We start from the raw sequence: 18,622 nt of genomic DNA on the forward strand, positions 1-18,622 counted from the left end.
CACAACTGTTATATAGATGAAGCGTTATTTTCACAAATAGGACTTTTAATATAGATAGACAGCTCCCTTAACATTCTCTTGACAAAATACATTTAATCTTAGTTCTGGTTGGATAATAAAGGGTCTGGGAGGAAAATGAATGCTAAAATGTTGGGGAATACATACAAAAAAATCGGTAGCTGCACTCGTAGCAACGATGATGTTAGCAGCTAGCGGTGGTACGGTGATGGCGGCTGAGAAAGACAACTCGATTAAAAATGTAATTATTCTGATTCCCGATGGTATGGCTAATGACGCCACTGCACTGGCTAGATGGTATAAAGGCTCTTCCTTAACGTTGGACAGCATGGCAAGCGGTATGGTGCGCACACATTCTGCAGATGCTCCGATTGCAGATTCTGCTCCGGCGGGAACTGCTTTTGCCACAGGGCATAAATCACATACGGGCTATGTAGGTGTTCTTCCGGACGAAGCAACCATGCCCGAACAACAGCCTATCGCAGCAGGCGACGCCAAGAAGCCTGTAGCCTCCATTCTCGAGGCTTCCAAACTGGCAGGCAAGTCTACCGGGATTATTGCTACTTCGGAGATTATGCACGCCACTCCGGCTGATTTCACGGCCCATTACCCTGACCGTAAAAATTATGATGCACTCAGTATGCAGCAAGCTTATAACGGTGTTGATGTTGTGCTAGGTGGCGGGGGCAAGTTCCTGGAAGCATCCGAACGTAAGGACGGGCAGGATTTGATTGCGCAAATTAAAGACCAGGGCTATGATTTTGTCACAACACCTGAAGGGTTAAAGAAATCAACTTCAAGCAAGCTTTGGGGCAGCTTCGCTCCGGAAGCCCTTGCGTACGATCTGGATCGTGATGCTTCGAAGGAGCCTAGTCTGGCAGAAATGACGACGAAAGCGATTGATGTGCTGTCCAAAAACGATAAAGGCTTCTTTTTGATGGTCGAAGGCAGTAAAGTGGATTGGGCAGCGCATGCAAACGACCCAACAGGTATTATCAGTGATGTGCTTTCGTTTGACGATGCGGTGAAGGTCGCTTTGGACTACGCCAAGCAGAACCAAAATACGGTTGTTGTAGCCGTAACAGACCACGGAAACGGTGGATTGACGATTGGCAGCAGCAATACCACAGGCAATTATGACAAAACGCCTTTAGCTTCTTTTATAGACCCACTGAAAAAAGCGAAGCTGACGGGCGAAGGATTGGAAGCCAAGCTGAATGCAGATCGCAGCAACATTAAAGAAGTGTTGTCGACGTATTTTGGTATTACGGATTTGACGGACGAAGAAGTAAAAGCAATCAAAGAAGCCAAAGAAGGCAGCATGAACTATGCCGTCGGACCGATGATCAGTAAACGTGCGAATATTGGCTGGACGACAGGAGGACATACAGGTGGTGATGTTGTGTTGTACACGTATGCGCCAAATGGAGACCGTCCATCCGGTGTAATCGACAACACGGATGTCAATAAATATATGACACGTGTACTCGGACTGGACTTGGATACGGTTAGCAAGCAGTTGTTTGTCCCTGCGAAAACGGCTTTTGAAGCGAAAGGAGCCAAATTTACGGCGGATACGAAAGTCATTACGGTGACTAAGGGCAGCACCAAGCTGGAGCTTCCGGTATACAAAAACATCGCTACGCTAAATGGTAAAAATTCCACGCTCAACGGTGTAGTTGTGTTTAACGGTGTTGATTATTTTGTACCACAGCAGGCGATTGATTTGATTCAATAAAATAAACAGAACGATCAACAGAGCTGTTTCTTCCCTAAAAAGGAGGAGACAGCTTTTTTGGCCTCTTTTTGTACTGCTTTTTGTGCCGCTTTTTGTGCTTAGGTAATTATGTATTTTTTGAGGCAGAGGGCGGAGCAGGAATTAGAAAATGGGATATTTTGTGAAACTAATCACGTTATATCTCCGCTGATGTTGCTAGAATTATACATGTACGATACAAGCTGCTGACGAATTGAAGTCCGGATGGACAAGGGAAGAAGGGATGAGTCACGGACGAATTATTACTGCGTCTGGCTGACGGCAAGAAATGGACGCATACGGAAATGACAGGGCTGCTGACACGTCTGGATGAAGATCCGATCGTGCGGGCTCAATTACGAGAGCTGGCAGCTCGCACCAAAATGGAGCGTTACGGCAAGGGTGTTTTTTTACGGGGCTTAATTGAATTCTCCAGTATATGCCGTCAGGATTGCATGTACTGTGGGCTGCGTGCTTCGAACAAACAGGCAGATCGCTACCGATTGAGGCCGGAGGAAATTCTGGCTTGCTGTGCGGAGGGATATGATCTGGGCTATCGGACGTTTGTACTGCAGAGCGGTGAAGATACCTGGTTTACGACAGCCCGATTGACGAAACTGATTCGGGACATTAAAAGCCGCTTCCCAGATGTGGCGGTTACACTGTCTATTGGTGAACGGGATGATGAAACGTATGAGCTGTTATACGAGGCGGGAGCAGACCGTTTTTTGCTGCGTCATGAAACGGCTTCAGCTCAATTGTACGCCAGGCTGCATCCGACCATGACGATGGAAAGCAGGCGCAGTCGTCTGCTGGCTTTGCAACGAATCGGCTTTCAGATCGGGGCCGGCTGTATGGTGGGGCTGCCGGGACAAACCAACAGTGAGCTGGCAGATGATCTGGTCTATCTGCATTGCCTGAACCCGGATATGATCGGGATTGGCCCCTTTTTACCGCATAGCAATACGCCGCTGCGTGATGCCAGCCAGGGGAGTATGGAAAAGGCGCTGGATATGGTCTCGTTGTCTCGCTTGGTTGTTCCGGATGCGCTCATTCCGGCGTCTACGGCGATGGGGACCATTCACCCCCAAGGCAGGGAGAAGGCCCTTCAGGCGGGGGCGAATGTGGTTATGCCCAATTTGTCCCCGCTGGCGGTGAGGCCCAAGTATGCGATTTATGAAAATAAAATATGCTTGGGCGATGAGTCTGCTCAATGCCGACATTGCCTGGAGCTGCGAATCCGTGGAGCCGGGTTTGAAGTGGACATGGGACGGGGGGACAGTATAAAGGCCCAGCGACAGTTCGTGAGACAGGAAACCTAGAGAGACTATAACGGAAACATTGCAGTAACCATAAATAAGGAGATGGGTATACGTGAGTGGAGTACGGGAGAAAGTGTCGGCGGATTTTATTAATGAAGCAGAGATTATGGCGGCCGTGGAGCAGGGGAAGCAAGAGGCGACAGATCGAAATCGGATTTTGGAAATTCTAGAAAAGGGGAGAGCCTGCCGGGGACTGAATGCGAGTGAAGCGGCGGCTCTTTTGCATGTGGAAGATCCTGAATTATTGGAAGAGATGTTCAGATCATCGCGAGCGGTTAAAGAGCAGATTTATGGCAATCGGATTGTGCTGTTCGCTCCACTATATGTTAGCAACCACTGCGTCAATAACTGCGAATACTGTGGCTACAAGCATACCAATGACAGCTTTACCCGCAGCCGCCTGACACCGGAGGAACTGGCCGAGGAGGTTAGGGTGCTGCAGGAAATGGGGCACAAACGGCTTGCACTGGAAGCAGGGGAGGACCCGGTCCATTGTTCTATTGATTATATCGTCGATTGTTTGCGTCAGATCTACGATATAAAGGTGGACAACGGGAGCATCCGACGGGTTAATGTTAATATTGCCGCAACGACGGAGGAGGATTACCGGAAGCTTATGGAGGTCGGGATCGGTACGTATATTTTGTTCCAGGAGACGTATCATCGCGAAAGCTATCGCAAATATCATCTGCAAGGACCCAAACGGGACTATGATTGGCATACGACCGCCATGGACCGGGCCATGCGTGCAGGCATAGATGATGTGGGAATCGGTGTGTTGTACGGTTTGTACGATTTCCGCTATGAAACGGTAGCGATGCTTAAGCATGCGGAGCATCTGGAGGAAGTGTTTGGCTGCGGCCCTCACACGGTTTCTGTTCCCCGACTTCGTCCGGCTGAAAATGTGGACCCAGAACGCTATCCGTATCTGGTGAGTGACGAGGATTTTATGAGAATTGTAGCGGTTCTACGGCTGGCTGTACCATATGCTGGAATGATCCTGTCTACGCGCGAGGAGTCGGAATTCAGGGACCGTGTCATTGGTTTGGGTGTATCGCAAATCAGTGCTGGTTCTGCTACCGGTGTAGGGGCATATGCAAGACAAGAGGAGGACGACAAGCCTCAGTTCGAGGTCGGGGATCATCGCTCTCCGGTGGAAATTATCAAAAGCCTGTGCCGAGGCGGGTATATGCCAAGCTACTGTACAGCTTGCTACCGTGAGGGACGGACCGGAGATCGCTTTATGGAGCTTGCCAAATCTGGACAAATCCACAATGTGTGCCAGCCGAATTCGCTGCTGACCTTCCAGGAATATCTGCTGGATTATGGGGATGAAGAGGCACGTGAGCTGGGAGCCGCCGCCCTGCGAGAGAATCTGGAGCGTATACCGCGTGAATCGACTCGCCGTTTGACGCTTGATCGGCTTGACCGGCTGGAAGCAGGCGAGCGCGATTTGTATTTTTAGCAAATTATATTTTTAATAACATCCTTTCTCGCTATAGACATTCTTATTATAGTAGAAATAATGGAACGGAAAGTAAAAAGCAGTCGCGTTGGGGATCAGCGCGACTGCTTTTGTGTTAGAAAGAAAAAACATTAATGATGGGATCTTTCAGCAATAGCTGTTGGCTCCAAGGCGTGCTCCCATGCCAGCATAGCAGATGGAAAGCATTCAATGGCACGTGGGAAGACACCCTGTACATAAGCGATAAAAACACCATAGTTCACAATCGGCACCCCTGCAGCTTTTGCTTCCGAGAGTCGATGAAGCATTGTACGCCGGTTGAGCATGCAGGCACCGCAATGAATAACCAGGGCATACTCGCTTAGATCGTCAGGAAAGCTGGGGCCGGATGCATGCTCGATAATGAGGCGTTTGCCTATCGTTTGACGGAGCCAGCGGGGGATTTTTACCCGGCCGATATCGTCAGATTGGCACTGGTGCGTGCAGGCTTCGGCTATGAGTACACGGTCTCCATCCTTGAGACGCTCAATGGCTCTTGCGCCTCGTACCAGTTCGTCAAGATCTCCTTTATGACGGGCGAACAGGATGGAAAAGGAGGTAAGGGGCACATCCTTGGGTGTGTCTGCCGCTACCTTCATAAAAACCTGTGAATCAGTAATGACCAAGCGAGGCTTGTTTCCCAGTCGCTCCAGCGTCAACCGCAATTCATGCTCTTTGGTCACGACTGCGATGGCATCGCTCTCCAGCGTATCGCGGATTGTCTGCTGCTGCGGCAGAATCAGTCGACCCTTTGGTGCAGCTTTGTCGATGGGAACGACCAGCACGACAACATCGCCGGGTGACAGCAGGTCACCGACAATGCGAAAACGATCCTCGTTGTGGGGGAGCGTACTGGTAATAGCCTTTTTCAGTTCCGTATCTCCCTGGAGCATAGAGGCACTGAAAGGAATCAGGGTGAGATCCAGTTCAGCCTCCAGCGCTGTGATCATTTGTTCTGATTCAGCAAGGGTATCGACTTTGTTTAAAACCCCAATGACAGGAATCTTTTTGGTGCGGAGCTTGTCGAGCAGTTCAAGCTCGAAGGAACTGACGCCGACCGTAGCGTCGACAACCAGCAGAGCCAAATCCGTACTGTTAAGTATTTGCAGCGTTTTGTCACGACGCAGCGCCCCGATCTCACCCTCATCGTCCAGTCCGGCGGTATCCACCAGAACAATAGGTCCCGCAGGGAGCAGCTCCATCGGCTTAAAAACCGGGTCCGTGGTTGTTCCCCCTATAGGAGATACCACAGCCACGGACTGGCCCGTCAGGGCATTTAGAATACTGGATTTGCCTGCGTTGCGGCGACCGAGCAGGACGATATGTGGTCGGTTGCTACGAGGGGTATCATTCATTCCCATGGTGAGTTCCTTCTTCCTGCCCGGGAATTCCGGGCTTGGTTACGGTATAGGGATGGCACAATTGCTCAATCCGTGAGCGTGTCAGTAGACCGCGCTCCTCTGCAATATCCTCTGGTGTGCGGCCTTGCGCAATAGCTGCTGATGCAATGGAGGCTGCTTCATCATAGCCAAGGTCCGCGACCAGCGCGGAAGCCATCACAGCTGAGCTGCGCAGATTTGCAGAGCAGCGTTCCTCATGTACGACCAGACCGCGCACACACCGTTCCTCGAACAGACGAACGGCATTGCTGAGAATATGCAGCGATTCCAGCAGCGATTCGGAAATCAGCGGCAGGAACGCATTCAGCTCCAGCTGTCCAGAGGCAGCCGCCATCGTAATAGCCGCATCCTCCGCCATCACGCGCATCGCGGTCAATCCGGCCATTTCAGCCATTACCGGGTTGACCTTGCCCGGCATAATAGAGGAGCCGGCCTGAACCGGAGGCAGCGTGTATTCCCCGATACCACCAAAAGGACCAGAGGCCAGCAGACGAAAATCGCCGGATATTTTGAGCAGGTTTACGGCGGCGGATTTGAGCAGACCCGATACCTCTACAAAGACATCCATATTCTGAATCGGGTCCATGGGGTGGTCGCTGCGACAGAGCCCCAAGCCAGTCTCGTCCGCGAGCTGTTCAACCATCCGGTAACTGTAAGCGCGAGGCGCATTCATACCTGTGCCAATTGCCGTGCCGCCAATCGGGATTTCTCGCAGCCGTTCCTCGGCTTTGTAGAGCCGCCAGCGGTCACGTGCTATGGCCTTGGCGTAGGCGCCAAAGCCTTGCCCGGCCATCATGGGCAGAGCATCCATCAGCTGTGTACGGCCCAGCTTGAGCAGGTCGGCATATTCCGTTTCTTTATGCTGTAAAGCCTCCTGTAACGAAGACATGGCGTCACATAAAGGCCGCAGCAGCCGTATCGCTGCAATTCGGAGCGCTGTAGGATAGACATCATTCGTAGACTGGCAGCAGTTGACATCATCCAGCGGATGTACAAGCTCGTATTGTCCTGGCTGGCCCCCAAGTTGTACGATGGCCAGATTAGCAATGACTTCATTCACATTCATATGGGTACTGGTGCCTGCGCCGCCTTGCAGAGCGTCGACGGTGAACATATTTTGATACCGTCCGGCGAGTAATTCATCGCAAGCCTTTATAATGGCAGCAGCACGGTGAGCGGGAAGTCGTTTCTGCTCACCGTTCACTTGAGCGGCTGCTTTTTTGACCAGCACAAGCGCTTGAATCAGTTTTTGGTTCACGGGCCTGCCGCTGACTGCAAAATTGTTCATCGCGCGTGCGGTGTGAATACCGTACAAGGCATCCGCAGGAATTTCCATGTCTCCTAGCGCATCCCGCTCGGTTCGCGTATCTTTGGCTAGAGGAGGAGAGGGAGTCATAGCCCCGTCGCCGGAATGCGCGTCATATGCAGTAGCTGACGTGCACTTGCAGCCCGTTTTTCCTCAACCCGGGCATGAACCAGATCTGGCTCGACCAGCTTGAGGGCTTTTGTTGGGCATTTTCCAATGCAGGCCGGACCGCCGTCTACACCTTCGCACAGATCACATTTGCTGGCAACCATGCGTTCTTTGGGTTGCAAACGGCCTGACATATTGGTGTACAGTCCATCTTGCACGACAGGTTGCCCGTCTCTATACTGAGGCACCATAGTAATTGCGCCGTAAGGGCAGGCGATCATACAGGTTTTACAGCCAATACAGCTTTCGCTGTTAATGAGAATACAGCCGTCTGCGTTCGTAATGGAGCCATTCGGACAAGCGTTGGCGCATGGGGCATCCTCACAGTGACGGCACTGAACGGGTGCGGTGACTCCATATGATTTGATAACCTTCAGCCGAGGGTGAAAATGAAACTCGTCATCCGGCGAGATAAAAGGGTTATCCGACGAATGTGCGATGACACATGCAATTTCACAGGTACGGCAGCCGATACACTGATCGGGATCAGCTAAAACAAAACGATTCATACCAATTCGACTCCTCTCTAACTAACGACAAAATATAATCTCTACTGCTATATAAGCTGAGCTTAAAAGTTACCTATTGAACCATTCTGGCTACCCTGTTTTAATGTGTTTCTTTCGAGTTCAACTTATATATTCTTATGTGTTTACCGAACTTAATGAAGGGAGTAATCGTTATTCCCGTTGGTGGAAACATCACTGTTGCGGCTCTGTCTGCCGGGTCCGCGTTTGTGGAAGGTCGTGTGCAGCAGATGGTGCGATACGTGCCCAAGCGGCTCACCCAAAAATTCGTCATAAAGCTTGATGATAAAAGGGTTCTCATGCGATTTGCGCACCTGAGATGCAGCATCATGTCCGTAGATGGACGATTTACGCGCACGATAAGCCTCGATTTTTTGTTTTTCCAACATGAGCTTGGGTTGCCCTCCTCCGCTGATACATCCAGCAGGACAGCCCATGACCTCGATAAAATGATAGTCACATTCGCCCGCCTGCACACGATCCAGCAGCTGATAGGCATGTTGCAGCCCAGCGACGACCGCCACCTTGAGCTGCAGCTCGCCAACCTGAACTTCGGCTACTCGAATACCTTCCTCGCCACGTACAAAATCCAGCTGGAGCTTCGGCAGCTTCTCATTCGTCAGCAACTCGTAACCTGTACGGATAGCAGCCTCCATTACCCCTCCAGTCACACCAAAAATAGTGCCAGCACCTGAATATTTTCCTAAAGGTGAATCGAATTCTTCATCAGGCAGGTTCATAAAATCAATTCCGCGCTGCTTGATCCAGTACGCAAGCTCACGCGTTGTCAGCACCTCATCCACATCACGGTAACCATCGGATTCCATTTCGGGACGATCGCATTCAAATTGTTTACAGGTACATGGCATGATTGCGACGCTGTAAATATTCGCAGGCTTCACCTCGTCCAGCTGTGCACCATAAGTCTTGACCAGCGCTCCCAGTATCTGCATTGGCGATTTGCAACTGGATAGATGGTCCAGCAGATCGGGATATTCAATCTCGGCAAAACGAACCCATGCCGGACAGCAGGATGTGAACATCGGTAACGGTCCACCCTCGGTCACGCGGCGAATCAGCTCGGTGCCTTCCTCCATGATGGTTACGTCAGCTCCGAAATTCGTATCATATACCCGATCAAAGCCGAGGCGGCGAAGGGCAGCGGCCATTTTGCCAGGCGTCAAGGTACCGAACGGCATACCAAATTCCTCTGCGAGTGACACGCGAATGGATGGAGCGCATTGAACGATCCGAAGCTGTCCTGGTTTTGTCATCATGTCAGTTACCTTATTCAGGCTATAGCTATAATAGGCAGCAAATAGCGGTTCGCCGATGTCGGCAGGCATATCGCGTTCACGCATACGCGCCTGCCGTCTGATGGCGGCTTCCTGTGGAGATGCATCCGCCCAATCTGATGCGTATACACTGCATATTTGTACACATTGACCGCAAAAAACACAGCGGTCTGCGTTCACGGTTTGCGGTTCTCCCGGCAATCCCTCTATGGCGTCTACCGGACAAACACCTGCGCAGCGTCTGCATCCCGTGCACAACGTAGGGTCGATATGAATGACAGGGACTGTACAATCAGAATCAGTCGCCTCCATACAAGGAGGGGACGAGCTCTTGTCTGTTGTCGTTGACATGGTATTCTACCTTTCTGCGGCTGAGATTTTAACCTTATAAGCGTGGGAAAAAAACTTCCCGCCGACGCTCCGGAGGCGAGTCGACTGCACCCTTGGCCAGTCGTAGCACCTGGTTTGGGCAGGCCTCTACACAGGCAGGCTGTCCGTCTGCCGTTTCTGCGCACAAATCGCATTTGCTTGCGGCAGTGCGGGGGAGGGCGGCCCGATTGGCATGGCGAGTCAATCCGGATTGCGTCACAACGTGTCCTGCCCGATAAACCGGAGTCACCTCAATGGCTCCGAAGGGACAGGCCAAAACACAGGAGGTGCAGCCGATACATCGTTCTTCATCAATCATGACCACGCCGTCCTCCTGACGAATGGCCTGCACTGGACAGGCATGTGCACAGGGGGCATTTTCACAATGCCGGCATTGCACAGGCACATACGCATCCCCAGCGCGTACAACATACACCTTGGGTACGACAGGCACGCTGACGGTTCCGACCGAAGCACCTATGCCGCCCGCCTGGCTGTGAACGGCGAAGCACGCCAGTTCACAGGCTTTGCATCCAATACATTGCCCACCGTCTGCGACTACGAAGGAGGAGGCGACAGCGCTTGTTCTATCGGCTGCTCCCATTCTGCTCGTTGGACGGTACAGCATGTTTCGTGCGCCGCTCATCTTGTCACCTTATCAGCCAAAACGGCTTCATGGACGTTCATCTGTCTGCGAATCCGCTGGTACGATTCATGTACATCACGTTCGGCCTGCGCCTGGTCGGCAATCCGCTCCAGCCGGATGGCGCAATATTTTAATTCCGGGGTTTTAGATACCGGATCGAGAAAATCGGCGGTCAGCTCGTTACATGCTCCAACCCACCAGTGATAGGTCATGTAGGTCGCGCCTTGCTGTACGCGGTCACTGACTTGTGCCCGTGCCATAATGCGCCCCCGGCGGGAGGATATGGCGACAATTTCACCATCGAGAATGTTCAGATCCGTTGCGTCTTGCGGGCTAATCTGAATAAAGCCAGGCTCATCAGACAGCTGACGCAGTGCACGGCAATTACCGGTCATGGTGCGCACGGAATAATGTCCTACCTCGCGAACGGTAGATAAGACTAGCGGGAATTTGGCATCCGGCTGTTCTTGAGGTGGACGCCATTCGCAGGCGAATAATCGGCCTTTGCCGCTAGGCGTGGAAAATTGATTGCCTTTGTACAAATACGGAGTACCTGGATGGTCCTCTGTAGGGCAGGGCCACTGGACGCCGCCTTGGTCCTCCATTTTTTGGTAGCTGGCACCAGCGAATAACGGGCAGAGGCTGCGCATTTCATCCCAAATTTCCTCTGTGTTTGCATAGGACATAGGGTAGCCCATGGCGGTAGCAACCTCGCTAATAATGGCCCAGTCCGGCTTGACATCACCCTGTGGCTCCACGGCCTTGCGGATGCGCTGAAAGCCACGGTCTGCCGAAGAATATACACCGTCATGCTCACCCCAAGCAGTAGAAGGGAGGATGACATCGGCATGCAGCGCCGTTTTGTTCATGAAAATATCCTGTACTACGACAAATTCCAATTGGTCTAGCGCTTCACGCAACTCGGCGGCGTTCGGATCACTTTGTACAGGGTCCTCGCCGAAAATATAGTAAGCCTTCAGCTTGTTCTCCTTCAGGATGAGGTGCGGTACCTCTGTAAGGGAATATCCTTTTTTACGCGGCAGCTGCTCAACCCCCCATGCTTTTTCAAACTTTTTGCGAACCGCAGTATCCGTTACATCCTGATAGCCAGGATACACATTCGGCAATGCGCCCATGTCACAGGAGCCCTGTACATTGTTTTGTCCACGCACGGGTCCGATGCCCACATTCGGCTTGCCCAGATTTCCGGTCAACAAGGCAAGGGAAGCGAGTCCCTTTACCACATCAACGGCCTGTGAAAATTGACATACGCCCATTCCGTACAAAATGGTAGCGGTAGGGGCCTTGGCATACTCCCTCATTGCCGCCCGGATGTCAGCCGCCTTGACTCCCGTAATGCCTTCTGCATATTCGGGCGTATATTTTTTAATGCTGTCTACGTATTCGGCAAAGCCTTCAGTGTTTGCTTCCACATATCGTTTGTCGTACAGTCCTTCATGCACAAGCACATGACCAAAAGCGTTGACCAAAGCCATGTTCGAGCCGCCTTTTAGAGGCAGCCACATATCTGAAATACGCCCAGTTTCAGTCATGCGCGGATCACATACAATAATTTTGGCACCTCTTTGCTTCGCAGCTACGATGCGTCTGGCGACGATCGGATGCGTTTCAGGGGCGTTGTATCCAAACACGAATAAAAGATCAGAGTGTTCAATTTCAGGAATAGAATTGGACATGGCCCCATCCCCGAGTGAATATGTCAAACCTGCCACAGAAGGGCCGTGGCATACACGAGCGCAATGGTCAATATTGTTCGTGCCAATGACCGCCCGCATGAACTTTTGCATGACATAATTGGCTTCGTTTCCCGGACCGCGTGCAGAGCCCGTCCCCATAATGGAGTCGGGTCCGTATTTTTCCTTAATTGCTGACAGCCGTTCGGCAGTATATTGGATAGCTTCCTCCCACTCCACTTCCTCCATGACCCCATTTTTGCGAATCATGGGCTTGCGCAAGCGTGCAGTCAGAATTTGCGGGTCATTCAGAAAATCCCATCCGTAGTGTCCTTTCAGGCACAGTGTTCCTTCATTTGTACGACCATCAGCCGGCTCTGCGCCGATTACCTGCCCCTTGTCCACCAGCAAATGAAGCTGACAACCGCTTCCGCAGTAGGGACATACCGTTAATACCTTGTCTGCCATGTGTGCAGCACCTCTTTTTATATGAAATAGATGAAACTCGTAACATGAAAAAAGCCAATACAAAAATGCCGCTTTACGCTGCATCCTGTACTGGCTTATCCGCGAGCGAGGAGACAAGCTCCTTCCCGCTAATCCAACCGGTGTATGTGTTGTAGTTCAAGAGTAATGATAATATGTCCGTCTCCATGGACGGAGGGACAGACCTCCCAGGTGTAAGTGAAGGGACTGCCGATTGTTTTTTCCGCTTCGCTCATAAACTCTTTTTCCAGATAAGGTCGAAGGACGTTCCAATATTCCCTGACCTTGTCCTCGGCCCCTTCATGAACGAGAATTTCGGACAGATTGGACAAGGTGCCTCGAATTTCTACCGTAATCCGGAGCGGCGAATCCAAAGAAACCTTGACGTTATCCGGACCTTTTCCCCGGTAATGCTTAACAATACATACGGCTAGCTTCCTTATGCGCTCACGGTATTCCCATTCGGTATTCACATCTGGACACTCCGCTTCGAATCAAAATAAAGGCGTACTTGCCGCGCATGCCGGACAGCCTGTGTAGCTGGTTCTGGAAAGGATGTAACCGTCCCGTCCACATAGTGGTCTGCCCAGCACGGCGTATCACTCTTTTATGGTAGAACAGGTTGACCTGGAAAGATGTGAAATTCATTACACCGAACCAAAATTTTACATGGTTTAGAAAGCACTAATTAGGACTGGGCAATTCGAAAGCCAATGGTGACATCTTGCTGGCTACGCTGGCGGGGTGTTTTTTTGTTTGCCTGAATGCCTTATCACAGAACATTTTTATACATATATTAAGGTGTAGAACAAGTAAAGGAGGTTCAAGCCATGAGTGGATATGAAGGTGTAGCAGGTTATGGTGGATGCGGTGGATATAGCTCTATAGGTGCAATCCTGGTGTTGTTTATCCTCTTGGTTATTATCACTAAAGCGTTTTGGATTTAATTTTGTGAAAAGAATTGTTGGGTAATAGTGCTGAATACCATGGCGGATTCTGCCATAATAGAGGTTGCAGTTATTTGGGGGATTTTATTCAAAAAAACGAAACACTCGAATAGCAAAAAGTCCAGCCAACCTTAAATGGTCAGCTGGGGAATATTTTTAGGCTCTTTTCGTAAAGATTGTTGCTAAAAGATATGAAAGGGAGCAATGCCTTTTGCCCTGCTGAAAACATTAATGTTTTTTCTTTTTGACATTTACGTTGAACAGATTGGCAGCCAGCGCATTGCCTTGTGCACGCGCGGACGCTTTTTGTTTTGACCAGATCGATATGCTTTTTCTTTTTACATGGTGTTTTCTTCTACTCATGGAAATCACCTCCCTTCACAGGAATGAAGGTACGGATGGTCTTAGTGGTGCTTTTTGCGTTTGGATATTTTGATGTTCAATGCGTTGGTGGCCAGCGCATTACCATTTTTTGTTCTGGCATCTGCGGCTTGGAAAATTTTAACGACCAGGAATTTGTTTTTACCGACACGATGTTTGAACGTTTTTACTCTTGTTTTGATCATCTGCATACCCCCTTTGCTAAGGTATACTCTATTTATATGTCAGTGGCGATAGGGATGTATAAGCATGAATCTATTAAGAACCAAAAGAAACGATTACCTAATAGATAGATTTCCATGTCCCATATAAACTCTACTAAAATGTTCGACACTTACAAAAAATCTTCAAAACAAGAATTAGCTTTGTCATAAACTCTAAATAAATTACAAAGCTCTGTTAACCTTAATCGGTCGGCAGAACTTTTTTTATTTTTATATCTTAATATCGAACATCCGTTTGTATATAGTTTATATAGAGGAGTGATTGACATGTTATCAGACATCGAACGTAAACAAGAACTTCGAGATAGTAATAGTAGAGAATAGATTTTGCAGTCTTATAGGTCAAAGCTATCACTTCTATAGATATCATATCTTAGACCAATCAAACAGGTCGTGGTATATTGTTGACATCCAAAAGAGAGCCGTATAGCTTCTCTCCACTAGTTCGAAAAACACAGGGGTGAATGTTGATGAGTAAAAAGACCATGTTCGAGAAAATTTGGGATAACCATGTCATCTATCAGGAAGCGGGAAAGCCGAGTATTTTGTACATTGATCTTCACTTGGTACATGAGGTAACCTCGCCGCAGGCGTTTGAGGGACTTCGTCTTAGCGGACGCAAGGTGCGTCGTCCAGAGCTTACGTTTGCGACAATGGATCATAACGTACCGACGTTTGATCGCTACAATATTACGGACCCGATTTCCAAACAGCAGATTGATACATTAACTCAAAATTGCCGCGATTTCGGTGTTACACTGTATGATCTGGATACCATTGATCAAGGTGTCGTTCACGTTATGGGGCCTGAACTTGGTCTGACTCATCCGGGGAAAACGATTGTTTGTGGTGACAGCCATACCTCCACACACGGTGCATTCGGGGCGCTTGCTTTTGGTATCGGAACAAGCGAAGTAGAGCACGTGCTGGCAACGCAATGTCTCCAGCAGGCGAAGGCAAAAACGATGGAAGTTCGTTTTGTAGGCCGCCGCAAACCGGGTGTAACAGCAAAAGATATGATTTTGGGTGTCATCGCCAAATACGGCACAGATTTCGCTACAGGCTATGTTATTGAGTACACAGGCGAATCCATCCGCGAATTGAGCATGGAAGAGCGTATGACGGTGTGCAACATGTCCATAGAGGGCGGAGCCAGAGCAGGAATGATTGCACCGGATGAAACGACTTTCAATTACTTGCGTGGACGCGAGCATGTGCCGCAAGGAGCTGCTTTCGAGCAGGCAGTTGCTGAGTGGAAAGAGCTTGTTACAGATGAAGGCGCTGAGTTTGATATTGTGCTGGAGTTTGACGTGGATTCTTTAATTCCACAAGTGACTTGGGGCACCAGCCCAGGTATGGGTACAGATATTTCTTCGAATGTACCCATTCCGGCAGAATTGCCGACAGAAAACGAACGTAAAGCGGCTGAAAAAGCGCTTGAATATATGGATTTGAAGCCAGGTACACCGATCACGGATATTGCGATTGATTACGTATTTATCGGTTCCTGCACCAACGGACGGATTGAAGATCTACGCGCTGCGGCCGAGGTTGCCAAAGGCTATCAGGTATCTGACAGAGTAACGGCAATCGTCGTACCAGGCTCAGGTCGTGTGAAAATTCAGGCTGAACAAGAAGGACTGGACGTTATTTTCAAGGAAGCAGGATTCGAGTGGCGTGAAGCGGGATGCAGCATGTGTCTTGCGATGAATCCGGACGTGCTCCAACCGGGACAGCGTTGTGCATCCACCTCTAACCGTAACTTTGAAGGTCGTCAGGGACGTGGAGGACGGACTCACCTCGTATCTCCGGCAATGGCAGCCGCTGCGGCGATTCATGGACGTTTTGTCGATGTACGGGATTGGAAATTCAAGAAGGAAGCAGTAGTCCGCTAGGATACAGAGGAGGAATTTACGATGGAAGCATTCACAACATTAAAAGGAATCGTAGCGCCTGTGGATCGGGTGAACGTGGATACAGATGCTATTATTCCTAAGCAATTCTTGAAACGAATCGAGCGCACAGGCTTTGGACAGTTTCTGTTTTATGAGTGGCGTTTTGATGAGGCGGGCAATATCAATCCTGAGTTTGAACCGAACAAGCCTCGCTATGCAGGGGCATCTGTGCTGATTTCTCGCGCCAACTTTGGCTGCGGCTCCTCCCGTGAGCATGCGCCGTGGGCGATCATGGACTATGGGTTTCGTAGCGTAATCGCACCATCTTTTGCGGATATCTTCTACAATAACTGTTTTAAAAACGGTATTCTGCCGATCAAGCTGTCTGAAGAGCAAGTAGAGGATTTATTTCAGCGCACGGCGAAGCATGATAACTACCAATTGAACGTTGATTTGAACGAAAAAACAATTACTGACGATTATGGTTTGCATATTGATTTTGATCTGGATGAGCATCGTCGTCAATTCCTGTTGCAAGGTTTGGATGACATTGGCTTGACGCTCCAGCATGAGGCTGAAATTCTGGCTTATGAACAAAAGCGTGCTGCCAAGCAAGGCGCATAATCATCATTTGAACAGAAAGCCCGTATCGGCAATTCTTTTGCCTGCGGGCTTTTGTTATTTTTAGAATTAAATTGGTAAATAAGGGGTTGACGGCTCGATTGAGCATGGTATTGTAAATGTAAAATGGTTGAGGACTATGCCTATACAACGAGCATAAAAATATTACATAAATAAGTTAGGGGAATGAGGATGAAGAAATACAGTTGGGTGATACTGGCGGCTATCTTAGTCTGGTTGTGGCCGTCCTCTACTCATGTGAATGCGGCTGCAGCAGATTTGTTTTTGGACGGCAAAAGAATAGAGGCGCCTGCAGATGCCAGGCCTGAAATGGTCAATGGCAAAGTCATGGTACCACTTCGAGTAGTTGGGGAGCAGCTTGGATATCAGTTCAAGTGGGAGCCACAAGCCTATAAAATTTCAATTCAAAAAAACAGCACGGATATGGCTATGTACGTAGGCCGCACATCGGCTGATGTGAATGGTAAAACAGTTAGTCTGGATGCGCCTCCTGTGCTGCGTGGCAACTCGACGATGGTTCCGTTGCGTTTTGTCGGGGAGCAAATGGGACTAAAAGTAGATTGGAATAATAAAAGTAAATCCGTAAATCTCAGTCAGAAGACGACAACTCCGCAGGCAGATCAACAGTCCCAATCCCAAAAAACGTCACAAATGTCAACAGAAAGTAATAAAAGCACGCAAAAACCGTTTACCACTACAGCGACGACAACCAAAACCACTAAAGTAGACAAGCATACGGAATCGGCATCTTCACCATCCAAGCAGCAGAATGCAGAACAGACCACAGCCAATGCGTTGCTTGTACAAAACATTTCTTTTGAGGGTGACGCATTAAAGATTTCTCTGAACAAAGATGCAACCCCAAAAGTGTCCGAAATGACGGGGCCTGACCGCATTGTTGTAGATTTACCAGGGGCTTCGCTGGCGTCTGATTTTTCCCAACTGTTTCCGATTCGTAAGGATGGCACACAGGCTTTGACGAACAGTGACAGCGAGGATGTGGAGGAAATCAGATTTGCTCCCGCAGATGGACAAAATGGGGGCGTCCGCGTCGTCATTGCCTTGAACCAGGCACGTGATTACGAGCTTTCAACTAATAGCAGGGGTGAACTCACCCTCCATTTGCGTGAGCGTAGTGAGAATCCGGTGGTCACACCGACTCATGTCGAAGGACGGCGAATTGTTGTAATTGATCCTGGACATGGTGGCAAGGACCCTGGAGCAGCCAGTGTGACTGGACGACGCGAGAAGGAGTTTACATTGGCTGTAGCCTTAAAGGTTCAGCAGCTTTTGCAAAATGATCCTGCTATTCAGGTCGTAATGACCCGAGATGGAGACACGTATCCGACGCTCGATGAACGTGCCCAACTGGCGAATGATCAACTGGCGAGCGTGTTTGTTTCCATCCATGGCAACAGTATGCCAGCCTCCAATAACGGAAAAGCGAATGGCTCTGAAACCTATTATGCACGTCAGGAAAGCTTGAGTCTGGCAACGACGATGCACAAGCATCTTGTAGCGGCTACCGGTTTTAAAGATAACGATATTAAGGTAGCCAACCATTTGGTAACCAGAAAATCGCAAATGCCGGCCGTGCTGCTGGAATGCGGCTATCTGAGCAATCCGTCTGATGAAGCAGCCATGTTTACAGAAGAAACACAGGAGAGGATTGCACAAGGTATTGTCGATGGATTAAAGGAGTATTTAGGAACGGAAACGGTGACAACAGAATCGCTTAACTAAGTGATTAATTAAGAGGGTTAAAAAAGAGCTGTTTTCCACCTCTATGGAAATTCATGGAGGTGAAAAGCAGCTTTTTTATTTTTTTGACGATGACTTTTGACGGAAAGCGAAAGGACTATTTTTTTAGTCATAATTCGACAAAAATAGTTCTTAGGCACGTATATTTCTGATATGATGGAATATATTCGCAACTTTTGGTGTGGGATAACGTCTAAAAGGTTGTCTGATATTACATAAGCGCGTATATCAGGTCGCCGCACCGGAGCATGTGGCAAAAAAAATATGAATGGAAGGGTGAC

At 49.4% G+C, this 18,622-nt stretch carries 16 protein-coding genes; 7 read left to right on the forward strand and 9 right to left on the reverse strand.

Annotated features, from left to right (window positions below; all coding sequences use genetic code 11):
• Positions 1-139: 139 nt before the first annotated feature.
• The 3 genes from B4V02_RS10860 to hydG all read left to right on the forward strand — a co-directional run bounded on the left by B4V02_RS10860 (position 140) and on the right by hydG (position 4,561).
• Positions 140-1,756, forward strand: coding sequence for an alkaline phosphatase (locus B4V02_RS10860; RefSeq protein WP_094154775.1), 1,617 nt, complete (start codon positions 140-142; stop codon positions 1,754-1,756).
• A 323-nt stretch (positions 1,757-2,079) separates the two neighbouring features.
• On the forward strand, positions 2,080-3,096 hold the full coding sequence (hydE, locus tag B4V02_RS10865; protein ID WP_094154776.1) for a [FeFe] hydrogenase H-cluster radical SAM maturase HydE: 1,017 nt from the start codon (positions 2,080-2,082) through the stop codon (positions 3,094-3,096).
• Positions 3,097-3,148: 52 nt separating this feature from the next.
• Complete coding sequence (gene hydG / locus B4V02_RS10870; RefSeq protein ID WP_094154777.1) at positions 3,149-4,561, forward strand: [FeFe] hydrogenase H-cluster radical SAM maturase HydG; 1,413 nt, start codon at positions 3,149-3,151, stop codon at positions 4,559-4,561.
• A 131-nt stretch (positions 4,562-4,692) separates the two neighbouring features.
• On the opposite strand, the gene hydF is transcribed toward hydG, so the two are convergent.
• The 7 genes from hydF to B4V02_RS10905 all read right to left on the reverse strand — a co-directional run bounded on the left by hydF (position 4,693) and on the right by B4V02_RS10905 (position 12,964).
• Entirely contained in the window at positions 4,693-5,961 is a 1,269-nt protein-coding gene (gene hydF, locus B4V02_RS10875) for a [FeFe] hydrogenase H-cluster maturation GTPase HydF (RefSeq protein WP_094154778.1), read from the reverse strand.
• Positions 5,948-7,336 carry an aspartate ammonia-lyase gene (locus B4V02_RS10880; RefSeq protein ID WP_244188495.1) on the reverse strand — a complete coding sequence of 463 codons (1,389 nt, stop codon included), beginning with the start codon at positions 7,334-7,336 and terminating at the stop codon, positions 5,948-5,950. The genes hydF and B4V02_RS10880 overlap by 14 nt, the downstream gene beginning before the upstream one ends.
• Positions 7,337-7,392: 56 nt before the next feature.
• Complete coding sequence (locus B4V02_RS10885; protein WP_094154780.1) at positions 7,393-7,983, reverse strand: 4Fe-4S dicluster domain-containing protein; 591 nt, start codon at positions 7,981-7,983, stop codon at positions 7,393-7,395.
• 152 nt (positions 7,984-8,135) lie between these two features.
• Complete coding sequence (locus tag B4V02_RS10890; protein WP_244188496.1) at positions 8,136-9,647, reverse strand: [FeFe] hydrogenase, group A; 1,512 nt, start codon at positions 9,645-9,647, stop codon at positions 8,136-8,138.
• Between the two features lie 34 nt (positions 9,648-9,681).
• Positions 9,682-10,311 (reverse strand): 4Fe-4S dicluster domain-containing protein, encoded by a 630-nt coding sequence (locus B4V02_RS26975; RefSeq protein ID WP_094154782.1) that lies wholly within the window; start codon positions 10,309-10,311, stop codon positions 9,682-9,684.
• Positions 10,308-12,473 carry a formate dehydrogenase subunit alpha gene (fdhF, locus tag B4V02_RS10900; RefSeq protein ID WP_094154783.1) on the reverse strand — a complete coding sequence of 722 codons (2,166 nt, stop codon included), beginning with the start codon at positions 12,471-12,473 and terminating at the stop codon, positions 10,308-10,310. Before fdhF ends, B4V02_RS26975 begins: the two co-directional genes overlap by 4 nt.
• A 128-nt stretch (positions 12,474-12,601) precedes the next feature.
• Positions 12,602-12,964 (reverse strand): Na-translocating system protein MpsC family protein, encoded by a 363-nt coding sequence (locus B4V02_RS10905; protein WP_007430749.1) that lies wholly within the window; start codon positions 12,962-12,964, stop codon positions 12,602-12,604.
• A gap of 357 nt (positions 12,965-13,321) precedes the next feature.
• Here B4V02_RS10905 and B4V02_RS10910 point away from each other — a divergent pair, with 357 nt between their 5' ends.
• Positions 13,322-13,438, forward strand: a complete 117-nt coding sequence (locus B4V02_RS10910; RefSeq protein WP_094154784.1) for a YjcZ family sporulation protein — start codon at positions 13,322-13,324, stop codon at positions 13,436-13,438.
• Positions 13,439-13,666: 228 nt separating this feature from the next.
• Here the strand turns inward: B4V02_RS10910 and B4V02_RS26980 are convergent, their stop codons facing one another.
• Positions 13,667-13,801, reverse strand: a complete 135-nt coding sequence (locus B4V02_RS26980; RefSeq protein ID WP_279628273.1) for a hypothetical protein — start codon at positions 13,799-13,801, stop codon at positions 13,667-13,669.
• A gap of 41 nt (positions 13,802-13,842) precedes the next feature.
• Complete coding sequence (locus tag B4V02_RS26115; protein WP_007430746.1) at positions 13,843-14,004, reverse strand: hypothetical protein; 162 nt, start codon at positions 14,002-14,004, stop codon at positions 13,843-13,845.
• Positions 14,005-14,513: 509 nt separating this feature from the next.
• Here B4V02_RS26115 and leuC point away from each other — a divergent pair.
• From leuC to B4V02_RS10925, 3 genes are all read left to right on the forward strand, one after another.
• Positions 14,514-15,938, forward strand: a complete 1,425-nt coding sequence (gene leuC / locus B4V02_RS10915) for a 3-isopropylmalate dehydratase large subunit (protein ID WP_094154785.1) — start codon at positions 14,514-14,516, stop codon at positions 15,936-15,938.
• A 21-nt stretch (positions 15,939-15,959) separates the two neighbouring features.
• Entirely contained in the window at positions 15,960-16,562 is a 603-nt protein-coding gene (gene leuD, locus B4V02_RS10920) for a 3-isopropylmalate dehydratase small subunit (RefSeq protein WP_007430744.1), read from the forward strand.
• 189 nt (positions 16,563-16,751) lie between these two features.
• The gene (locus B4V02_RS10925; RefSeq protein ID WP_094154786.1) at positions 16,752-18,323 is read left to right on the forward strand and encodes an N-acetylmuramoyl-L-alanine amidase family protein; all 1,572 of its coding nucleotides are present in this window, start codon (positions 16,752-16,754) and stop codon (positions 18,321-18,323) included.
• The last annotated feature ends 299 nt before the right edge of the window (positions 18,324-18,622 follow it).

It is taken from the genome of Paenibacillus kribbensis (assembly GCF_002240415.1).
Taxonomy (GTDB): Bacteria; Bacillota; Bacilli; order Paenibacillales; family Paenibacillaceae; genus Paenibacillus; species Paenibacillus kribbensis.